Raw genomic sequence first — 20,279 nt, forward strand, 5'->3', positions numbered from 1 at the left:
CACCTCGAGTTATCTACTTGGCTCCGAACGGCTGCCAGTCCTCGTGATTGACGCCTGAGTTTCATCGGATCTTCTAGTTCTTCCTACAGATCGGTGCGATTGTGCGGCCTGACCGTCGTTCGCCGGTCAGCCCGCCTTGGAGGGTGGTTGGTTCGGGTGGTCTTTGCCCTTTATGACGTGGGGCTTTATTGATGAGGCCTGGCGCAGTATTAGTTCGGTGCCGCGGTCGATGCGCTCTCGGGCTTGGGCTGCGGAGAGTCGGTGGCCGCTGAAGGCGGTGAGGTTGGCTAGCCAGACATCGGTGATGAGTCCGGCGAGGTCATGGTGGTTTTCGGTGACGGTGTCGCCGCCCAGGGCACGGGCGAATAGCTGTTGCAGGATATCGGCGGTCTGGGTGACGATGGGCGCGGCGGTGGCGTCAGCGACCACTACTGCACGGGTGGTGGCTGCGGTCAGCTTCGGGTCGAGCTGCCATTCGGCGTGCAGTCGCGAGGTCAGGGCCGCGACCCGATGGGCAGGCGCGATGTCGTGCCGGTGCCATGGGCAATCGGCGGCCAGCCGGTCGAATTCGCGGCGCAGCACGGCGACCAGCAAATGCGGTTTGGATGGGAAATACCGGTAAAGCGTCCCCACACCGATGCCGGCGACATCAGCCACCGCCCGCATCTGCACCGCGCTATAGCCGCCGCACGTCGCCGCATGCAGGGTCGCGTCCAAGATCTCACTCGTGTGGGATGGCTCGCCGGCAGGCTGCACTGTGCGGTTGTGACCCGAATTTTGCGTGCACGCCTTCAGGGAATTAGGTAATTGCTCCGTCGCTTTCATGTCATGCCTGTTTTTGGGACTAGTGACCAGCCCACAAGCGGCTTGGCAACCTCACCGAACTCGATGTTGTCGCACCACCAGATGCGCGGGAGGGTGTCATGATCGGGAATGCGATATCGGTTACCAAACTGGGTTGTAGTTGGGCCACGGAAGGCTGGCTGTCACGCAAAACGCACTCCGATACTAGAAGTTTCGCTGCAATACCGTTAGTACCACACTGGGCGGAGCTGAGGGAGAACTCTGCTCTGTCACGTGCAACAAAGCCTCACAGCTGTGACCGATGATCATGGACCAAGCCTTCGGTTCCGTGGTGGCACGTCATCTGTACTGGCCGGTCAGACCGTGTGGCCGAGAAACTCAATTACTGCGAGAGTGAAGGCGTCGTTGTCATCGCCGGCGATCATGTGGCCGGCGCCGGTGATATCGGCGGTGTGGGCGTGCGGGACGAGGTCGATAAATTCTTCGACTGTTTCTTGAGAGACGACGTCTGACATCAGTCCGCGGACCAGCAGCGTCGGCGCTGTGATACGCCGTGCGCCGCCGGTGAGTAGGGCGCCTATTGCCTCGAACTCGTCGGCGCCGCCCTGTGAGTCTTCTTGCAGGAATTGAAAATTCGACGTGATGAAGGAGGGATCCCATCGCCAGACCCATCGGTGATCTTCGCGTTGGCGAAGTACTTTGCGTAGCCCGTCTAGGTTCTCGGGCCGGCGGCGGTTCGGGTTGAATGACGCGACGTGCGCCCTGCAGTTCCATTCTCGGCGTGATGTCGACCAAGACGATCGCTTCCCACAATTCCGGTGCAGCGACAAGGTGAGTTCCCAGGATCGTCAGCCCGCCCATAGAGGCTCCGATCGCGACGGCTTTGTGTCCTGAGCATGTGTGAGCGCGGACCGCAAGCAGGTCGGAGGCGAGCCGGTCGATGTCGTAGAGACCCTTGGGATCCCAGTCACTGTCGCCATGCCCGCGGGCATCGTATGCGATGACGGTATAGCCGAGTGCATGCAGCCGGTGGGCGGTGGTCTGCCATGCGTGGCGATTTTGCCCACCACCATGCAGTAGTAGGACGACTGCTCGCGGGTCTGGGTGCGGGTAGATATCCGCTGTCAGCGAGAGCTTTTTGCCGATAGATATCCGTTCAGTGATGGGATCCGTGGTTTGTGAGCCTGAGCTGGAGGTTTTGATCATGAGCTGCCGGCTTTGGGTGTCACGATGGTTACCGTGCCTTGCGCCGCGCAGACGGCGTTGCCCTCATTGGTGATAGTGATTCTGGCGACTCCGCTGCGCCGGCTGAGGGCGATGATGTCGGTTGTGGCGATGCAGGTTCCGCTGGATACCGGCTTCAGGAGATTCAGTTTGAATTCGGTTGTGGCCACCCACGCCCCGGCGGGAATGACGGGATAGAAAACCACTCCGAGGCAATGGTCGACCATGGCCGAGAGGCAGCCACCGTGCAGGTTGCCGAACGGGGTCAGCAGCTCTGGGCGCGCGTCCATTTCAGCGATCAGGCGTCCGGCGCTGAAGTCGGTATGCCGGAAGCCTAGGTAGCCGGCTAGGCCGGCAGAGAGCATCGGTGCGCTTTGCAGTTGTTCGGCAATTTTTTCGTCGAAGCTGGCGAAAGTCACATGCATCGATCGCGCTCCTTCAGTAGTTACTTCACGAGACAGTACGCTTATTCTGTCGCATCAACTAGTTTCGGATCGCGCCCGACAATCGTAGGGATGAGGAACCGCCGCAGGTAGGTTCGGCGGCCGTCTCTGCTGCGCTCCCGCGGGCCGCGGACGGTCAGCAGGCTCAGGATCGTGCGAAGAACCCATTCGGCGGCGTCGTCGATGGACACTCCGGCTTCGACATCGGACCAGTGGGCCACGAACACTGGGCGCAGGAACTCGGTGACGAGTTCGAATAGTGATGCGGACGTATTTTCGCCCAGGCCGACGACGGCCAGTTCGTGGTCGCTGCCGAACAGCAGACCGATGATGGGTTCCCGGCGCGCGGCTCGCACCGTGACCTCGATGAAATCTACTAGAGCTGAGCCTAAATCGCGGTGTGTGGCGATCCGGGGTGCGATTCGATTGAGATAACGTTCAGTCGCTCTGATGATGACCCCGGAGATCACAGCCTCTCGACCTGAGAAGTACCGATAGACCGTCGCCCGCGAGACCCCGGCTTGCCGTCCGATGTCTTCCATGGTGGTACCGGCCAGGCCATGGTGTTCGAGGCAGCTCTCAGCTGCGTCGAGCAGTCGATCGCGCGCAGAGTCGCGGTCCGCCGGGGCGGAACTACCCCATCGCGACAACTTGGTAACCATCGGGCAAGTATGACGGTTTGCCGCGACGCGGTGTTGTGGGTGCGGTCCGATCGTGACAATATCGCGTGTATGTCTCAGCGGATCGCGACAAATTGCGATGCGCGATTGTGAGTACGTATGGAATCTCGGTCCTCGCGCCCACTTTGCAGGCTATGGGGGCTACCGCCGATGCGGCCGATCGAGCTGGTTTCGACGGCGTATGGGCGTCGGAGTTCTACACACGCTCCGGGTCGATCTCAATGGCGGCCATAGCCGCGGCGACGCGCACATGCCGTGTCGGATCGTCAATCCTCTACGGGGTCGGGCGCAGCCCCCTCGTACTTGCCACCGAGGCGCGTGATCTCGACGAGCTGTCCGGAGGCCGGATCGTGCTCGGCATCGGTAACGGGACCAAGAGAATGATGAGCGACTGGCACAGCGTCGCGGACTTCAGTGCACCCGCGCTGCGCATCGAAGAGCTCGTACCACTCATCAGGCGTATCTGGAACCTGCACGAAGGTCCCGTCCACCATGAAGGCCGCTTCTACAAAATGAATCTCATACCCAGCGGCCCGGTTGAGCCACCCGCGCGCAGGATTCCGATCGTGACAGCGGCTGTGCGTCCGCGAATGTGTGAAGCGGCTGGCCGAGTCGCCGATGGCCTTGCCGGGCATCCGCTCTTCACAACCTCGTACGTAGAGGAAATCGTTCGGCCAGCGGTGATTAAAGGTGCCGAACACACCGGACGTGACCCGCGGGACGTCGAGATCATCTCTATGGTCATGTGCTCAATCCACGATGATCCGGCAGTCGCTCGTCGAGAGGTAGCACAACAGATCGCGTTTTATGCATCGGTGAAGACCTACGAACCGCTGCTTGATTTTTGTGGATTCACCAGACAGGGCGCAGACATTCGAGAGGCGTTCGCGCGCGGTGATTTCGTAGCGATGTTCGACGCAGTGTCCGATGACATGATTGACGTTATGGGTGTTGCCGGCACCGCGAGTGATGTCAGGGAAGGGCTACGCCGCTACGAAGGCGTGCTCGACCACATCATGCTCTACCCACCGTCGGTCGGGATCCCCAACAACAGAGTCGCCGACAACCTCAACGATCTGATCACGCACTGCGCCCCGAATCATTAGGCGAACGCGGCCAATTCGATTGAGCTACGCGCCTTCCGGCCAGCGCGAGGTGCGGGTCGATGTTATCTCCTTGCGCTTATGTCGGCTATGTTCGCGGGGCTGCTGAACGTTCTGGATGGCCCAGGAGCACCCAGCAAGGTCTCGACGGGCCGTATTCCAAGCGAGTTGTGGCAGCCCGAGGTGTGAAAGTGCCGTAGTGGTCCGAATGCCAACTTTGCTGACACGTCAAACACCGCGTCCATGCCGGTGGGGCGATCAGTTGCGGGCGTGAGCGTGCAGGAAGTCGTCAATGATGTGCTCGCAGTCCTCACGGTTGATGGCACGCAAGCCGGTCAGACGGGCGAAGGCGATCGGGCCGACGAGCTGGCACATGGCGAGGTCGACATCGAAGTCGTCGAGTTCGGCGGCGGCGGCCGGGCTTTGCAGCAGCTCGGCGAAGGGCTGTCGGTAATGGGCCACGACGCGTGTGCGTAGCGCGTGGCGGTCGTGCACCTCGTCGGGGCGCTCCGGTGTCGGCCCGAGGGCGACCCAGGCCAGCGTGGTGGCGTGCAAGGGTGCGTCCTGAAACAGGATCGCTTGTCGGCTGAGCAGTTCGATGAGCTGTTCGCGCAGCGAGCCTTGCGCCGGCGGCAGGCTGACCTGGGGCAGTAGCCGCTCGAAGGTGGCGGCCAGCAGGTGGGTGGAGCTGGTGAAGTGGCGGTAGAGCGTGGTTCGGGCCACCTTGGAGGCCTTGGTGACCGCCTCGATGGTGACCGCTTCGACCCCGCCGGCGCTGAGCAGCTTGGCCGCGGCGTCGAGCAGCCGGGTCCGGGACCGCGCCAGTCGTGGATCCACCTCGTCGCCGTCGATATCGACAGCACGTTCCTCCGCGCCTGGCTCCACCTGTTCACCGTAATCCTCGCCGCCGGGCGTCGACGCCGATAACGCGGACGCGGGGCTGGCATCCACCTAAACGATACCGTTAGTATCGGAGCGATACCGTTAGTACTTGTATCGCCGTGCAGGCCAACACCGAGGGGGTAAGGCCATGGTGAATCATCAGCAACGCCGGGAGCTCATCCGGCGCCAGATCCAGGACCCGACCGCGGCGACGCCACTGACGCGGCGGCCCGCACAGGCTGTCGGGCGCACGGGCGCGGTGGTGGCGCGGGCGGCCAAGCGGCTGCTGCCCGGCGTCTTGTTCGAGGAGGTCCGCCACGTTCGCCATGATCTGGCCAAGCTCGGGCACGCCCGGGTTGCGACCGCGGGTGATTGGGTGCGTCCCCGCCACTATCCGCCGCGGTCGTGTTCCTATCTCGACGACGAGCTGATGGACCGGGAGATGTTGGACTGAGCTGTCGCGGAGGCTGGGGGCAGGCCACGACCGGCGGGCGGGCGTATTGCGCTTTGCCGGATGCCGCACAAAGATACCGATAGTACTGTTGCGATACCGACAGTTTTCTTTATGCCGCCGGGGGGGGCCGGGATGGTAATCAAGGGCTGGGGCGATGCTGGCGTGGCGACGTTGAGTCGCCTCAGGGAGCAGCGTGGCGTCGCGGAAGCGGCACAGGGCCGCGACACCTACAGTGAGCGCCTAGCGCGGCTGTCGGGTTTCGCGATCCGGCACAAAGCATTGGTGATCGGGTCCTGGATCGGCGCCGCAGTGGTGCTGGCGATCCTGTTCCCGCAACTGGAAACGGTCGTCAAGCACCAGTCGGTGCATCTGATACCGCCCGGGGCGCCGTCGCTGCAGACCGTTGACCGGATGGGCTCGGCGTTCGGTGAACAAGGCTCCAAGACCACGATCTTCGTGGCGATGGAGGATCCCAGCGGGCTGACCCCGCAGGCTAGGCAGCGCTATGACACGTTGATCCAGCGGTTACGGGCCGACACCAGCCACGTCCGGCAGGTCCAAGACCTCCTGGCCGACCCGGTCACCGCCGCGCAAGCTCTCAGCGCCGACCGCAAGGCATGGTACGTGCCGGTGGGGGTGGCCGGAACCCTCGGTGATCCCAGCACCGCGGAATCGGTGCGGGCGGTACGCGGCATCGTCGCCGAGGTTTTCGGGCACTCACCGACCACCGTGCGCGTCACCGGCCCACCCGCCACCTTCAGCGATCAAATCGATTCCGCTGAAAAGGATCTGATTCTCATCTCGGTGGCCACCGCCGGGCTGATCGCCATGATCTTGCTGCTGATCTATCGGTCGGTGTTCACCGCGATGCTGCCGCTGCTGGTGATCGGTATCAGCCTCGCGGTCGGGCGCGGGGTGCTCTCCGGACTCGGCGAAGCCGGCATGCCGGTGTCTCAGTTCACCGTCGCGTTCATGACGGTGATCCTGCTGGGCGCCGGCACCGACTACTCAGTGTTCTTGATCAGCCGCTACCACGAACAGCGCCGCCAACAGGTCCCCGCCCAGACCGCGGTCATCCACGCCACCGCCACCATCGGGCGGGTCATCGCGGCCTCGGCCGCCACCGTCGCGCTGGCATTTCTGTCCATGACCTTCGCCGAACTGAGCGTCTTCGCCGCACTCGGCCCGGCCTGCGCCATCGCCGTGATCATCGGGTTCGCCGCCACGGTCACTCTGTTTCCCCCCGTACTCGCGCTGGCCGCCCGGCGTGGGATCGGTGAACCCAACACCGACCGCACCCGCCGTTACTGGAACCGGATCGCGGTGGCCGTCGTACGACGCCCCGTGCCCCTGCTGGCCGCCAGCCTGATCTTCGTCCTAGCTCTGTGCGCAGTGGCGACCACCATGCGCATCAGCTACGACGACCGCCAAGGCCAAACGACCACCTCGGCCAGCAACGAAGGGTATCGACTGCTGGATCGCCACTTCCGCAAAGACATCGTGATCAACGAGTTCTTGGTCGTGCAGTCACCCACCGACATGCGCACCAGCCGAGGACTGGCCGACCTCGACGAAATGGCCTCCCGCCTTGCCCAACTACCCGGTGTCACCAAAGTCTCCGGAGTCACCCGCCCCGGCGGTAAACGGCTCGAACAAGCCCAACTGTCTTGGCAGAACGGCCAAATCGGTGACCGGCTCGCGGGCGCGGTCAACGACGGCCAATCCCGCCGTAGCGATCTGGGCCAACTCACCAACGGCGCCGACCAGCTCGCCGACGGGCTCACCCAACTCGACACCACCCTGGGCACCGCGCTGACCCCACTGACCGGGCTCTTAGGCCAAGCCCAAACCGCGGGCATCCAAACCCAGCGTTTGCGGCCGCTGCTGCAACAGCTTTCCGCCACGGCACCCGCCGTCGATCACGCCATTGCCGCCGGGCCCGCACTACGCCACCAAGCCGAACAAGCCCAAACCGCCATCACCACCCTTGAGCCCCTCATCGCCGCGATCAGCAACTGGCCCGCGTGCGCCGCCGCCACCGAATGCGCCCAACTACACGACCAAGCCCAACTACTCATCACGTTGCGCGACAACGGATTCTTCGACCACCTCACCACCCTCGCCGACCTCTACCAGCCGGCCACCAACACCGGCGGCGGCACCCTCGCCGACGTCACCCGGCTCATCACCACCCTGGACACCGCCATGGGCGCCGCAGGCTCCGGCGACCTCGCCGCCAACATCGGACGCCTCCAAACCGGCGTCCACCAACTCGCATCCGGCGCTCACTCGCTGGCCACAGGCGTCCACACCCTCGTCGACAGCAACCTCGAAATGCTTTCCGGCATGGGAAAAATCGCCGCCCAACTCCAACAATCCGCACGATCAGCAACCGGATCCGACACCGCCAGCGGCTTCTACCTCCCCAACGACGCCTTCGACAACCAACAATTCGCCGACGTCGCCAAACACTTCCTATCCGCGGACGGCAAAACCGCCCGCTACGCCATCGAGTCCAGCTTCGACCCCTACAGCAGCGACGCTATGACCCTGGCCCACCGACTCACCGAAGTCGCCGACGCAGCACGCCCTAACACCTCACTGGCCAACACCACCATCGCCGTCGCCGGATTCCCCGCCGTCAACTCAGACATCCAACGCCTGCTCTCCGCCGACTTCCGCCTGATGGCCATCGCCACCCTGCTCGTCGTCGGCCTCATCCTCATCGTCTTGCTCCGCGCCCTGGTCGCACCGCTCTACCTACTGGGCACCGTCATCCTCAACTACGGGGCATCACTAGGAATCGGCACCCTGATATTTCAATACGGCCTCGGCAAAGAAATCGCCTGGCCCGTACCACTTCTGGCGTTCATCATCCTGGTCGCCGTCGGCGCCGACTACAACATGCTGCTCATCGCACGACTGCGCGAAGAATCCACCCGCAACATCCGCGTCGGCGTGCTCCGCACCATCGCCAACACCGGCTCCGTAATCACCTCCGCCGGACTCATCTTCGCCGCCAGCATGTTCGGCCTCATGATCGGCTCGATAGCCATCATGATCCAAACCGGACTCATCATCGGCTGCGGCCTGCTCCTCGACACCTTCGTCGTACGCACCCTCACCGTGCCCGCCATCGCCACCCTGCTCCGCGAAACCAGCTGGTGGCCACAACGAAACCCACTGCGCCACAAACCCTCTCCCACCCGAACCTAGACACACCCACCGGGATCGACCATGACCACCGCCAACCCCACACCCGCCACCCTCAGAGACCGACGCCGCACCGAACTACTCACCCACATCCACGCCACCGCACACCAACTCTTCGCCCAACACGGCTACGCCGCAGTCACCAACGACGACATCGCCGCCACCGCCGGCATCTCCATCAGCACCTACTACCGCCACGCACCCAACAAAGAACACCTACTCACCGCACCGATCCAACAAGCCATCGCCCACATCACCACCACCTACAACACCCGGCCACACACCGAAACAGCAGCCACCGCCCTGACCCACCTCCTCGCCGACCACCTCGGCGAAACCGCCAATCAACACTCCCCACACTGGAAAAAAGCCCTACAAACCGCGCCACACCTGCTCAACAGCTCAACACTGCTCAGCGACAACCAAACTCGTCAACTCACCGCCATGGTCGCAACCCGCATGAACACCGACCCCACCACCGACATCCGCCCCACACTGCTCATCCACACAGCCCTGAGCACCGCACAAATCGTGCTCCAACACTGGCTCAACACCACCACCCCACCACTGCACACCCAACTAGAACAAGCCCTGCGCATCACCCTCGCCGGATTCCACTAAACACACCCGCACCACCCCGGTCCACACCCGTCAGGCTTTCCGGCCATAGCCTCCGCAGATTAATTGCCGCACACCAACCGACCTCATAAGCGCACCCTGCTGAGCCCCGAAAACCCACCTACCCGCGTCGACCCCACCGTCCGCAAGGCCAAACCAATCTCAACAACCCAACGCCATCAGTTACAGACCCACAGTTTGCCGAGGCAGTAAAGGACGAGCGCGGCGATCAAGTGCCCTGCTGCTGCCCGGCCTGTGCTCGGATGGATTTGACGAAGTTGCGGGCCTGAACCTGCAAGGGCTGGCTGTCGGGGTCATTCTCGATCAGCGTATGCGGCACCGGGGGAACGAAGGTGGTGTCGACGCTGGCCAGGTAAGTGTGCCAGTTCGCGAGTTTCCATCGGTCACGTGCTGCGGCCCGGCGTCGGAGGTAGAGGTTCATGGTGTCGGCCGCGCAGGTTACCCACACGATGGACAGGTTGGCATTGAGGTCGTCGGCTCGGGCCTGAGTGCGGTCGATCCATGACAGGTCGGTGAGCTCGTGCAGGTAGGGCGCGGTGGAGATGATGGAGTTGCCGCACTCGATGTTCTCTTCGATTGCCGCGTTGAGTGCTTCGTACTCATGGGGACGAATCTTGTTCATGTAGATAGGGGATTCGCGGTCATCCAGTGAAGCGCCAAGGTCCTCGAGCCACCGCTGGACGAGCGGCCGGGTGATGGTGTCCTTGTCGAGGATTGTCCATCCGGTCTGGCGGGCTAAGACGCGACCGAACTCGGTTTTTCCGCTGCCGGCGTAACCACCGATAAGGACGAATTGCGGGGTGGGCAGCTGCAGACTTTTGGGTGCTGCCGCGGTGTCGGGGGCGGTTATGACGCGTGCCGAGCGGTCCTTGCTGCGCACCAGGCCTTCGGCAGTAAGCAGGTCCATCGCTTGAGTGATCGTGAAGACGCTGACGTTCCACTGCGACGCGAGCTCGCGTGTGGAAGGCAGCCGTTCACCGTCGCGCAGAATGCCGGCCTCGATGTCGTTACGAACGGCTTGGGCGATCTGGCGGTGCATCGCCTGCCGGGGCGTAGTCGGTGAGGTCATGACCACTCCATCCATAGCAGTTGAGATGCCCGACAATATCAGCCGCAATCAGTTGAAAACGAGTCGCTGCCAGTGCCTCGTGGCGTGATCACATTCTCTCGGATCCATGTACCCATAACAGTTGACCGCTAGAAATATCAGTTGATATGTTGTCGTGGTCCAAGTCACATAGACAGGAGAAAGCTGACATGGCGATACAGAAGGGGCACCGGTTCCCGATGGAACACGCAGACGCGTTCCCGAGAGGGTTGATGTTGCTGGGTCCGATCGGCCCGGATATGGAATTTGAGCGTCCGAATGTACAGAAGGCTGATCCGGCGACAGGACTGCGACAGTGGGCCGGCGCAGTGTCGGACCCCGATGAGCCGAAAGCCAAACGGGCGAGCTTTGTGGTGACATTTCTGGCCGAGGTACAGCCGGTGCCATCCACGCCGGAACTGGTGGCGGGCAGCGGAATTCGCATGATCGAATTGGAAGGCCTGACCGCCGAACCGCGGCGGATGGGCCAGGGCGAATACACCTATGTGGGCTACGTCTACAGGGCGACCGGCATCAGAGGTGACGTGAATTCACCTGCGCCCGTGAGCAAGTCGTCATCAGCGCCGCGCGGCGAGACCGTGAAGGCGGGTGCGTGATGGCCACCGGCAACGCGAAACCGTCCGGCAACAGCGGTCAGAGTACGGCCGACCAGCTGTTCGAAGACATATTGCTTATGCTGGCCAAGCTCGCTGGGCTGCTCGGATCGTGGACGGTCCGGTTCCCGGTGTTGAGCCTGCCGATCATCATCGTCGCATGGGCGAGCGCCTGGCTTGGGTGGGGCGGCGGGCTGGTCGTGGCCGGGGTATACGCCCTCATCTACATCGTGTGGACGTTGGTCGACCCGGCCGGATTTCGCGCTGCATCGTGGCTACCGGTCCGCACCGCCTACCTGACCTGGTGGCGCTACAAGCACGCCTGGGCCCAGGTGTGCACCCTGCACGGGCTGACCGCAACGCTGGGTGAGCGGACCCTGGTCCCGCGGCTGCGGTCGGTGCGCATCGGCACCGCCACCGACACGCTGAACATCGGCATGGTGACCGGCCAGACCGCGACCGACTGGGGCAAGAAAGCCGACGCCCTGGCCCACGCCTGGGGAAGCGGCCGCGTGACGGTGCGGTCCCCGCAGCCCGGCCAGCTCACGGTCACCGTGCACCGTGATGACACCCTCGCGGCTGCGGTGCGGCTGCCCCGGCCAACCACCGCGACACGAGTGCAGCTGGCGGCGGCGACGGTGGGGGTCACCGACACCGGCACGCCGTGGCGGCTACCGATCCAGGGTCATCACATTCTGGTCGCCGGTTCAACGGGGTCGGGCAAGAGCAGCGTGGTGCAGTCCCTGGTCGCCGGACTGGCCCCCGCTGTGCGGTCAGGACTGGTGCAACTCTGTGTGATCGACCCGAAGGGCGGGATGGAATTCGCCCGCGGTGCAGGGCTGTTCACCGTGTTCGCCGCTGACCGCGCCGAGCAGACCTTGGTTTTGTTGCGAGGCCTGGTCAAGTTGATGGATGGCCGCACCCAGTTGTTGCGCGGCCACACCCGCACCCACACCCCGAGCGTCGAGGACCCGTTGACGGTGGTGATCATCGATGAACTCGCCGCCTTGACCGCCTATGGCACCGACCGCAAAATCCGCGCCGAAGTTGACCAGCTGCTCGGGCTGCTGCTCTCGCAAGGCCGTGCCGTCGGGATCACCCTGATTGGCGCCGTGCAAGACCCGTCAAAAGAAGTGGTGTCGTTGCGCCAGCACTTCACCGTCCGGGTGGGACTGCGCCTGACCGAATCGAACCAAACCACGATGATTCTTGGGCAGGCGGCGCGCGATGCCGGGGCAGTGTGCGACGAAATCCCCGACTCCACACCGGGTGTCGGGTACGTCATGGTGGACGGCACCGCCGAACCACAACGGGTCCGGGCGTTTCATGTCACCGACGACGACATCGACTACCTAGCGACGCATTTCCAGCCACCCAAACGCCGCCGACCCCCGCGCCGGCCTGACACTGCTTCCTCGCAGGGCTGAGCCATGCCGACCCCCTCACCGGCACCGGTCAGCCCCCACGCACCGCCACCGCCCGATCACTCCGCGGACCCTTTGCCCCGACGAGAAACCGCCGCCGAACGGCGAGCCCGGCCCTCCTTCCACGAAATCGCCGTCGCCGCCGCACAAACTCACGGGGTGTGCGTCCGCCCGCTGGTGATGGGAACGGTGAATCTGGACACCGGCGCCACCGACTACGCGGCGGTGCCCTGCAAATCGACCATGGAATCGCAATGCGTCCCGTGCGCGAAAAAAGCGCGCGCACTGCGCATGCAGCAGTGCCGCGAGGGATGGCACCTCGACCACGAACCGGTCCAACCGGCCATCGAACCCACCGAGCAGCAATCCGCACTGCTGCGCTCCCGCGCTGATCTAGTCGCCGCTTACCGCGACGCAACCACCGACCGCGACCACGACCGCGAAGCCGTCGCTGAGCTGCGGGCGGCGGTCGGTGAGCTCGACACCGAGCTGCGTGCCACCGGGATGCGCGGCACCCTGCCACCACTGGACCCCCGGCCCACCCCGGTGCGTACCCGGTCGACGAAACGCCGCCACGACGTGATCGGCCTGCCTACCCGGCAGGTCCGCAAAAACACCATCGGCCAGCAGTACGTGGGTAAGTATCGACCGTCGATGTTCCTCACGTTGACCTGTGACAGTTACGGGCCGATCCAGGCCGGCGCCCCGGTCGATCCCAGCGCCTATGATTACCGGCGTGCGGCCCGCGATGCGATCCACTTCGCCGCTCTGCTGGACCGGTTCATCCAGAACCTGCGGCGCGTCCTGGGCTGGGACGTCCAGTATTTCGCCACCGTGGAACCTCAGAAACGCGGCGCCCCGCACGTGCACATGGCGCTGCGCGGCGCGATCCCTCACGCCCTCGTCCGCCAAGTGGCTGCCGCCACCTACCACCAGGTGTGGTGGCCGAACCACGACCAGCTGATCTACACCGATTCCGGCAGGCTGCCGGTGTGGAATCCGACCCGGTGCACCTTCATCGACCCCGACACCCACACACCCCTCACCAGCTGGCAGGACGCCCTACAGGCCGTCGATGACGACCCCGGTGCGAACCCGGCGCATGTGGTGCGCTTCGGGGAACAGGTGCACTCCAAAGGCATCCTCGGCGGCGGCACCGAGGCGGGACGGCACATCGGGTATCTGACTAAGTACCTGACCAAATCGATCGGCGAAATCATCACACCCACCACCGCCGCGCAGCATGCCCATCACGAGCGTTTGCACACCGAACTGGCGATAACCCCATGCTCACCGCGCTGTCCCATCTGGCTGCGTTACGGCATCGTCCCCAAGGGTGCAACATCGAAAACGGTTGCCGGGCAGTGCAAATCGAAAGCGCACCGTCGAAGCACCCTCGGGCTGCCGGGCCGGCGGGTCTTGGTGTCCCGGAAATGGTCCGGTAAAACCCTGCCTGATCACCAAGCCGACCGGCACGAATTTGTTCGGCAACTGCTCGCCGACGCCGGCATCACCCCGGACGCGCGAGACAATGTTCTTATCTACCGCCTCGAATCCGGCCAACGCACCCCACCCCGCAGCGAACTCATCATGCGAGCCATCTCCCAACGACTCACCTGGAAAGCCCAATACGCCACCGCAATCGCCGCCATCGGACCACCCGAAGGACAGAGAATCGGAGCAGGCGCATCACCGGGACCGGGAAGTCGTGGACGTTAAGATGCTACAACTGCTAACGGAATCACAAGTGCGGCAGCTGATTCCGATCGGTCACAGCAAGTACTACGAGTTGATCGGGTCTGGTGAGTTGAGGTCAGTGAAGATCGGCCGACGGCGGTTCGTCACGGAAACTGCTGTTGCGGAATACATTGCGAAACTCGACGCCGAGTCAACCGGTGATACGGCGGCGTGACATGTCCCGACAACAATTGCCACCGCAGATCAAGAAGCTGACCGTCCGCGACCGGCGTACCGGCAAAGACGTGGTTCGGTATCAACTGACAGTCGACGTGGGCGAGGACCCTCAGACTGGCCGACGTCGACAGGTTCGACGGCGTTACCGCACCGAGAAGGACGCACGTCGTGCGCTGAGCGAAATCAGCGACGCGGCTGAGAAGAAAGTATTCGTGCCGAGGCGCACACTCACAGTCGGCGAGATGGTCAACAACTACCTGGCGGGTCGACATGACCTGCGTCCCACTGCGCGCGACAAGAAGGCTTACGACCTACAGCCGCTGGTGGAGCGCTTCGCCGATGTTTTGGCCCAGCGAATCGCCAAGACAGATATCGATTCGCTGGTCCGCGATCTCGCCGAGGGCGGCAGCATGACCGCAAAGGGCCGGAAGCGCAGACCGTGGTCATCAGCGAGTGTTAACAAAAGCCTCCAAGCGATCACCGGGGTATTCGCAGATGCGGTGTTCCAAGGGCTTCTGGCTCGCAATCCCGCTGAGCTCGTCAAGCCCCTGCCGTCGGCCCACAAAGACGTGGATACCTACAGCGTCGCTGAAGTCGACATGTTGCGCGCCAGCTTCGCCGGTGACCGCCTGGCCCATGCATACGAGTTGGCCCTAGTTGGGCTGCGTCGGGGTGAGATCGCGGGGCTGCGCTGGTGCGATGTCGAACTTAAGTCCAAAACCCTACGCGTCGTGAACAATCGCGTGTCGGCTGGTGGCAGTGTCAGTGAGAACGACCCAAAGTCGAAGGCATCTCGTCGTGAGCTGCCATTGCCCGATCGCCTGGTCGGTGTGTTGCGCGCTGCACGTCGTCGGCAAGCAAAGGAGAGGCTGCGCCTCGGGGTCGACGCTGGCCCGTTTGAGTACGTCGTGTCCAACGAGGCTGGACTGCCGTATGCGCCCCCGGTCGTGTACCGGTACTGGGTGGCCGCCGTGAAGAAGGCCGGGCTGCGACACTTGAAACTGCACGGCGCGCGGCACACGGCCGCCACCCAGTTGGCCCTCGATGGCGTCGCTCCAGCTGTCATTGCCGCGTGGCTCGGTCACACGGATGCCAGTTTCACGATGAAGCTCTATACGCACTCGCAGCCCGAGGCGCTGAAGTCCGCTGGTGACACTTTCGATCGAGTTGTGACATCTCGTGACACTCAGCAGGGCTAATCGAACAATTCGAACACTGTTGATGCTGGTCAGGGTGGCACACGCCGACTCGTGTCAGATGGCGGTCGTACAGTGACCTCAGTCGCTCGAACGCATGAGCGAGCCGCGCCGCGCCGAAGGAACCCTGTTTCAATGACGACCCCCGACTACGAACAGGCCGAGATTCTCTCGTTTGAGTGGGGTGACATGCAGATGCTCTCCAAGATCGTGGGCAACACGGTCAACCCGCTGACGGGGGACCGGAACTTGTCGATGGTGCCCTACGAGAACTCCGTCCAACCGGTTCAGTTGAAATTTGAGCCGCCCCTAATCGAGCATGCGGTGGGCGTGAACCACGGCTTTCGGCACCATTGGGAGCTACTTACGTACGCGTTCAACCTGCCAGATCCCGGGGCGTTTCCGGTACTCCCGGGGTTGACGGACGACGACCGCCGGCTCCTCAAGCGCTATGCGCGGATGTGTCGTCAGCTTGCGGGATATTCCTCGCTGAACGAGGAAAGTGGTATGCGTTACAACTTCAAGAGCGGCGGAGCCCCCGAAATCACGTTGGTGTTCCCGTCGCCCGAAGCCTTCGCCGGGACCTCGCTCGCGTTCCGTCAATTGCACAGCGACGACGAATTCGCCTCTTTCAGTCGCACGCGGGGCAGGATCATGAAGGCCGTTAAGTTGCTGTCCGCGAGCGAGAAGGAGAGTGCGAGAAGGGTTGTAGCGCAGTGGGCAAAAGCGCGTGGCGCATTGATGAACAGAATGCTGAACACCATCGTGTGTGAGATGGCCGCTCCACCGGTTCCGCCGGATCGTGAGGTGCCGCCATTCAGCTATGCGAACATCAACCCGCAGAAGCTGATCTTGACCTTCAACTACGGCGACACGATCCACTTCTCGGAGGACGAAGAGGCGAACCTGTCGACGCTGCTGGAAGCTGAACAGAACGCCTGCTATTACAAGCACTCGGTGCTGAGCGCCATAACGAATCTCAGTCATCTCTACTTCGGGTTCGCCGTGTTGGCTGAGTCCGCGATGGCAGACGGGGCACTCGCAGCCCCAGGCACTCAAGTCCGCTGGTGACACTTTCGATTGAGTTGTGACATCTCGTGACACTCAGCAGGGTTAATCGAACAGTTCGAACACTGTTGATGCTGGTCAGGGCGGAGCCGATGACGGGAATCGAACCCGCGTATTCAGCTTGGGAAGCTGATGTTCTGCCATTGAACTACATCGGCGCTATCGCCCAAGAGGCTAGCACCCGGCACTCGCTCGCGGAGTGAGGTGCGCCAGACACAGATCCGGTTCGACGAATGGATCCAGCCGGTCCACGGTAATAGGCGCCCCACCGCCCTCCAGGACTCCTTGCATTAGGCCTAAGTGGATCGGACAGATGACATCGGATCGGCTCTCGGCAAGTTCGAGGAACGGGCAGTGTCGTAAGCCAATCTGTTGCTCCCCAGAGGAGTTGCGGCGCTCGGGGGCGAATCCGAACTCGTCGAGCACATCGATGAGCCGGTCGACCGATTTCTTGACGCTCGTTGCCTTTCCGCGCCCCGGCGGCGACGGCAGCCCGAGCCCCCACGCCCGGCCCGCGGCACGTGCCTTGGCCCGTGGATTGCGCTCGGCGGCAAGGCTTGTCGCGAGGATTTCGGCAAGCAGCAGGTAGCGGCGTGGTCCGCGCGGATCCATCTGCCTGGTCGTCCGGAACAACAGCGGCGGCCGACCGGGCAGCTTACGGTCCGGTTCGGCATGCTCCACCTGTCCGTCGCCGATCAGCGTGTTCAGATGGAAGCGGACGGTATTGGGATGCACACCGAGCACATCGGCGATCGCTGTGATGGTCATCGGGCCGTTCGCCGCGTTCAGTACCCGCAGCACCTCTTGACGACGGCCGGACTGCTCCGCGGCTGGCCTGACGATATTGCTCACCCTTCCTGCGAGTCCTGCTTGGGTTGGCTAGCCACCAGTGGTGCGTCGGCGCTGATCGGGCCCACTTTGGCCGCCCCACCAGGAGACCCTAGCGGCTCGTCGCGGCCGGCCAGTGTTTCGGAAAAGAACGCGGCGTTGTCTTCCTGGTAGGGCTGCAGGTCCTCGGGCAGGTCATCCTCGTAGTAGATCGCCTCGACAGGGCACACGGGCTCGCACGCCCCGCAGTCGACACATTCGTCGGGATGGATGTAGAGGGCCCGCCCACCCTCGTAGATGCAGTCCACCGGGCACTCCTCGACGCAAGCCCGGTCCATTATGTCGATACAAGGCTTCCCGATCACGTATGTCATGCCAAGTAGTTTACACAATTCAAGGTTGTAAAAACTAGATGTGAGAGCTGATGCCCGACAGGCAATTTGACGCCGGCATCTTCGACGTACTAGCCAACCTGACGGCGACGGGCTAGGGTTTGCACAGGTAGTACTTGTATAAAGTATCGCTGCTGGATGCGAGAGTACGGAGCTGATGGGTATGAGCATTGCCGAACGTTCCACCCGGACAACGTGGGAGGGCGCACTGGAATCCGGCGAAGGCAGGCTGTCGCAGGACAGCAGTGGGGCGCTGAACGGGCTGCCGCTGACTTGGGCGTCTCGGACCGAGCAACCGGGCGGCAAGACCAGTCCTGAGGAATTGGCGGCAGCGGCACACTCGTCGTGCTTTTCGATGGCGTTGGCTTTGAAGCTGGGCGAAAACCGCACACCGCCAACCCAACTCGACGTCACCGCCACCGTGACCCTGGATGCGGTGGACGGGGTTCCGACGATTACGACCTCTCAACTGAAGGTCAAGGCGAAGGTCGCCGGGCTAGACGCCGACGCGTTTGCGGTGGTGGTGGACCAAGCGGCTCAGCTGTGTCCAGTGTCGCGGTTGTTCGCCGGTGCCGAAATCAGTGTCGACGCTGAGCTTGACGAGACGTAACCGGGAGTTCGCCATGTCCGGCCTGGTCCTATCTGCCGCGCTCACACAGGAACACCGCGAGATCGACAGCGGCATAGCGGCTTTCCTTGAAAAACTCGACGGCGGCAGCGTGCAGCCCGAACTGCTGACCGCAGCCTTGGCGGCGCTGCGTCGGCACATCTATCTGGAAGAGGTCTTTCTGTTTCCGCCGATCCGGGAGGCGGGGTTGACCATGCCGATCTTTGTGATGATGCGCGAACACGGTGAGTTGTGGCGCACCATGGACGCCCTCGCCGAACTGTGTGCCGAGGGAAACCGCAGTGACCTGGGGGATACCTGTCGAGGGCTGCTGGCCCAACTCGACCAGCACAACGCCAAAGAGGAGCCGGTCATCTATCCGCACGCCGATCGCGATCTGCCGCCGCAGACCAGTGCGGAGGCGACCCGGTTCGTCGAGACTGGGTGCATGCCCGACGGATGGGTTTGTGGGCTGGCCCGGGCCACGGCCGGCTGAAGTCGGACCGAAGGAGGATCAACACCATGCGCGTCGTAGTAGACCTCGATCGCTGCGAGGGCAATGCGTTCTGCGTCAACATCGCGCCGAAAGTGTTCGAACTCGACGACGAGGAGTACGCCCGCGTCATCGCCGACCCTGTCCCCGCCGAGCAGGAGGCACTTGCTCAGCAAGCCATCGAGGCGTGCCCACGCGCGGCCCTGTCGCGGGAAGGCTAAATAGTCTTTTAGCCCTCCTACCTATCAAGGTCAGCGGTGACCCATCGCCGGAGCAAGGTCTTGAAATAGGCTGTATAGCAACGTATTCGAACATCGCACCGGTCGCGACCCGAGCCGATGATTGGCGTCGGCGAAAACTGCCGAATTTGCGCTTCGGACGTCCCTTGATAAGGTCCAAATCACCAGCAAGTGATTCGTAAAGCCATTAGACAAACGTCTAGTGCAAATCCCAAGAATGTGATGTTTACTCTTTCGTTATCATCCGTAACCCTCTATTGTGACCTCTCGTGGGCAGGCATCAGTTAGCCAGGAAGCGGCGTAAGCCGCCGGTTTTCCTGGTCGCGGCCATCGCTCCGGCAGCCGTGTTCTTCGCGGTCGCCGCAGATGTGAATCCCGACAGCGTCGCCCGCGACTTGGCCAAGCCGACCGTCGCTGGTTCTGAGTCGTCGTGCTGCATTGAGCTCGCATCGGCACCGATTGCGCCCGACTTCGACACTTCCCGGTTGAAGTTCAACATCGAAGAGATGGCACCGATCCAACGATCGCGCGCCGACCGATCGAGAGCCAATCTGGGATCTACCGTCCTGGCCGCCGGTGTCGCGCCGGAAGCCGGGCTGCAGGTCAGGACCATCCTGGTGGCGCGCAGCATCAGCGCGCTGTTCCCCGAAATCCACCAGATCGGTGGTGTTCGGCCGGACGCACTGAGATGGCACCCAGACGGACTGGCCCTTGACGTGATGATTCCCGACCCGAGCTCGGACGAGGGCATCGAACTTGGCAACGCCATCGTCACCTTCGTAATGCAGAACGCGGATCGGTTCGGGATCCAAGACGCCATCTGGCGTGGGACTTATTACACGCCCGGCGGCGGCGCTCAATCGGGCGGCTACGGGCACTACGACCACGTCCACGTGACCACTACCGGTGGGGGCTACCCCAGCGGCGACGAACTGTACGTGCGCTGAGCCAGCGCCGGATAGCACGGCAGATACG

At 63.1% G+C, this 20,279-nt stretch carries 22 protein-coding genes, 1 tRNA gene and 1 pseudogene; 15 read left to right on the plus strand and 9 right to left on the minus strand.

The annotated features are described in order from the left end of the window. Window positions 1–126: 126 nt before the first annotated feature. Entirely contained in the window at window positions 127–717 is a 591-nt protein-coding gene (locus tag A5634_RS11730) for a TetR family transcriptional regulator (RefSeq protein WP_253861563.1), read from the minus strand. Window positions 718–1,169: 452 nt separating this feature from the next. On the opposite strand from A5634_RS11730, the gene A5634_RS30130 reads away from it, so the two are divergent. Continuing rightward, window positions 1,170–1,316, plus strand: coding sequence for a hypothetical protein (locus A5634_RS30130; RefSeq protein WP_367593456.1), 147 nt, complete (start codon window positions 1,170–1,172; stop codon window positions 1,314–1,316). A gap of 103 nt (window positions 1,317–1,419) precedes the next feature. On the opposite strand, the pseudogene A5634_RS11735 reads toward A5634_RS30130, so the two are convergent. The 3 genes and pseudogenes from A5634_RS11735 to A5634_RS11745 form a co-directional block, all read right to left on the minus strand. After that, window positions 1,420–2,010 (minus strand): annotated as a pseudogene (locus A5634_RS11735) (alpha/beta hydrolase); the annotation flags it as partial. Continuing rightward, a complete protein-coding gene (locus A5634_RS11740; RefSeq protein WP_437339966.1) occupies window positions 2,007–2,453 on the minus strand; it encodes a PaaI family thioesterase in 447 nt (148 codons plus the stop codon). The gene A5634_RS11740 and the pseudogene A5634_RS11735, both read right to left, overlap by 4 nt. Window positions 2,454–2,494: 41 nt before the next feature. Then, complete coding sequence (locus tag A5634_RS11745; RefSeq protein WP_081290370.1) at window positions 2,495–3,133, minus strand: TetR/AcrR family transcriptional regulator; 639 nt, start codon at window positions 3,131–3,133, stop codon at window positions 2,495–2,497. 107 nt (window positions 3,134–3,240) lie between these two features. Here A5634_RS11745 and A5634_RS11750 point away from each other — a divergent pair, with 107 nt between their 5' ends. Next, the gene (locus A5634_RS11750; protein WP_065144247.1) at window positions 3,241–4,257 is read left to right on the plus strand and encodes an LLM class flavin-dependent oxidoreductase; all 1,017 of its coding nucleotides are present in this window, start codon (window positions 3,241–3,243) and stop codon (window positions 4,255–4,257) included. 255 nt (window positions 4,258–4,512) lie between these two features. On the opposite strand, the gene A5634_RS11755 is transcribed toward A5634_RS11750, so the two are convergent. Next, window positions 4,513–5,106 (minus strand): TetR/AcrR family transcriptional regulator, encoded by a 594-nt coding sequence (locus A5634_RS11755; protein WP_437339969.1) that lies wholly within the window; start codon window positions 5,104–5,106, stop codon window positions 4,513–4,515. A gap of 178 nt (window positions 5,107–5,284) precedes the next feature. On the opposite strand from A5634_RS11755, the gene A5634_RS11760 reads away from it, so the two are divergent. The 3 genes from A5634_RS11760 to A5634_RS11770 all read left to right on the plus strand — a co-directional run bounded on the left by A5634_RS11760 (window position 5,285) and on the right by A5634_RS11770 (window position 9,424). Further along, window positions 5,285–5,590: a hypothetical protein gene (locus A5634_RS11760; RefSeq protein WP_065144224.1), complete on the plus strand. Its 306-nt coding sequence runs from the start codon at window positions 5,285–5,287 to the stop codon at window positions 5,588–5,590. A gap of 132 nt (window positions 5,591–5,722) precedes the next feature. Beyond that, entirely contained in the window at window positions 5,723–8,806 is a 3,084-nt protein-coding gene (locus A5634_RS11765) for an RND family transporter (protein WP_081290371.1), read from the plus strand. A 21-nt stretch (window positions 8,807–8,827) separates the two neighbouring features. After that, entirely contained in the window at window positions 8,828–9,424 is a 597-nt protein-coding gene (locus tag A5634_RS11770) for a TetR/AcrR family transcriptional regulator (protein WP_065144225.1), read from the plus strand. A 226-nt stretch (window positions 9,425–9,650) separates the two neighbouring features. On the opposite strand, the gene A5634_RS11775 is transcribed toward A5634_RS11770, so the two are convergent. Further along, complete coding sequence (locus A5634_RS11775) at window positions 9,651–10,511, minus strand: AAA family ATPase (protein ID WP_065144250.1); 861 nt, start codon at window positions 10,509–10,511, stop codon at window positions 9,651–9,653. Between the two features lie 188 nt (window positions 10,512–10,699). Between A5634_RS11775 and A5634_RS11780 the strand changes: the two genes are divergently transcribed. From A5634_RS11780 to A5634_RS11805, 6 genes are all read left to right on the plus strand, one after another. Beyond that, the gene (locus tag A5634_RS11780; RefSeq protein WP_065144226.1) at window positions 10,700–11,146 is read left to right on the plus strand and encodes a hypothetical protein; all 447 of its coding nucleotides are present in this window, start codon (window positions 10,700–10,702) and stop codon (window positions 11,144–11,146) included. Then, window positions 11,146–12,570, plus strand: coding sequence for an FtsK/SpoIIIE domain-containing protein (locus tag A5634_RS11785; RefSeq protein WP_065144227.1), 1,425 nt, complete (start codon window positions 11,146–11,148; stop codon window positions 12,568–12,570). Before A5634_RS11780 ends, A5634_RS11785 begins: the two co-directional genes overlap by 1 nt. 3 nt (window positions 12,571–12,573) lie before the next feature. Then, window positions 12,574–14,286: a replication initiator gene (locus A5634_RS11790; protein ID WP_081290372.1), complete on the plus strand. Its 1,713-nt coding sequence runs from the start codon at window positions 12,574–12,576 to the stop codon at window positions 14,284–14,286. 1 nt (window position 14,287) lies between these two features. Continuing rightward, window positions 14,288–14,479, plus strand: a complete 192-nt coding sequence (locus A5634_RS30325; RefSeq protein ID WP_065144228.1) for a helix-turn-helix domain-containing protein — start codon at window positions 14,288–14,290, stop codon at window positions 14,477–14,479. A gap of 1 nt (window position 14,480) precedes the next feature. Continuing rightward, complete coding sequence (locus A5634_RS11800; protein ID WP_065144229.1) at window positions 14,481–15,680, plus strand: tyrosine-type recombinase/integrase; 1,200 nt, start codon at window positions 14,481–14,483, stop codon at window positions 15,678–15,680. Window positions 15,681–15,812: 132 nt separating this feature from the next. Beyond that, window positions 15,813–16,748: a hypothetical protein gene (locus tag A5634_RS11805; RefSeq protein WP_253861564.1), complete on the plus strand. Its 936-nt coding sequence runs from the start codon at window positions 15,813–15,815 to the stop codon at window positions 16,746–16,748. Between the two features lie 84 nt (window positions 16,749–16,832). On the opposite strand, the gene A5634_RS11810 is transcribed toward A5634_RS11805, so the two are convergent. The 3 genes from A5634_RS11810 to fdxA form a co-directional block, all read right to left on the minus strand. Beyond that, window positions 16,833–16,903: transfer RNA gene (locus A5634_RS11810), tRNA-Gly, on the minus strand. Window positions 16,904–16,919: 16 nt separating this feature from the next. Then, window positions 16,920–17,597: a helix-turn-helix transcriptional regulator gene (locus tag A5634_RS11815; protein WP_065144230.1), complete on the minus strand. Its 678-nt coding sequence runs from the start codon at window positions 17,595–17,597 to the stop codon at window positions 16,920–16,922. Beyond that, entirely contained in the window at window positions 17,594–17,947 is a 354-nt protein-coding gene (fdxA, locus tag A5634_RS11820; RefSeq protein ID WP_065144231.1) for a ferredoxin, read from the minus strand. Before fdxA ends, A5634_RS11815 begins: the two co-directional genes overlap by 4 nt. A gap of 181 nt (window positions 17,948–18,128) precedes the next feature. Here fdxA and A5634_RS11825 point away from each other — a divergent pair, with 181 nt between their 5' ends. The 4 genes from A5634_RS11825 to A5634_RS11840 all read left to right on the plus strand — a co-directional run bounded on the left by A5634_RS11825 (window position 18,129) and on the right by A5634_RS11840 (window position 20,251). After that, window positions 18,129–18,575 (plus strand): OsmC family peroxiredoxin, encoded by a 447-nt coding sequence (locus A5634_RS11825; protein WP_065144232.1) that lies wholly within the window; start codon window positions 18,129–18,131, stop codon window positions 18,573–18,575. 13 nt (window positions 18,576–18,588) lie between these two features. Further along, entirely contained in the window at window positions 18,589–19,068 is a 480-nt protein-coding gene (locus tag A5634_RS11830; protein ID WP_065144233.1) for a hemerythrin domain-containing protein, read from the plus strand. 26 nt (window positions 19,069–19,094) lie between these two features. Further along, window positions 19,095–19,286, plus strand: coding sequence for a ferredoxin (locus tag A5634_RS11835; RefSeq protein WP_065144253.1), 192 nt, complete (start codon window positions 19,095–19,097; stop codon window positions 19,284–19,286). Window positions 19,287–19,573: 287 nt separating this feature from the next. Then, window positions 19,574–20,251 (plus strand): hypothetical protein, encoded by a 678-nt coding sequence (locus A5634_RS11840; RefSeq protein WP_065144234.1) that lies wholly within the window; start codon window positions 19,574–19,576, stop codon window positions 20,249–20,251. Window positions 20,252–20,279: the final 28 nt, after the last annotated feature.

It is taken from the genome of Mycobacterium asiaticum (assembly GCF_001673365.1).
GTDB lineage: Bacteria > Actinomycetota > Actinomycetes > Mycobacteriales > Mycobacteriaceae > Mycobacterium > Mycobacterium asiaticum_A.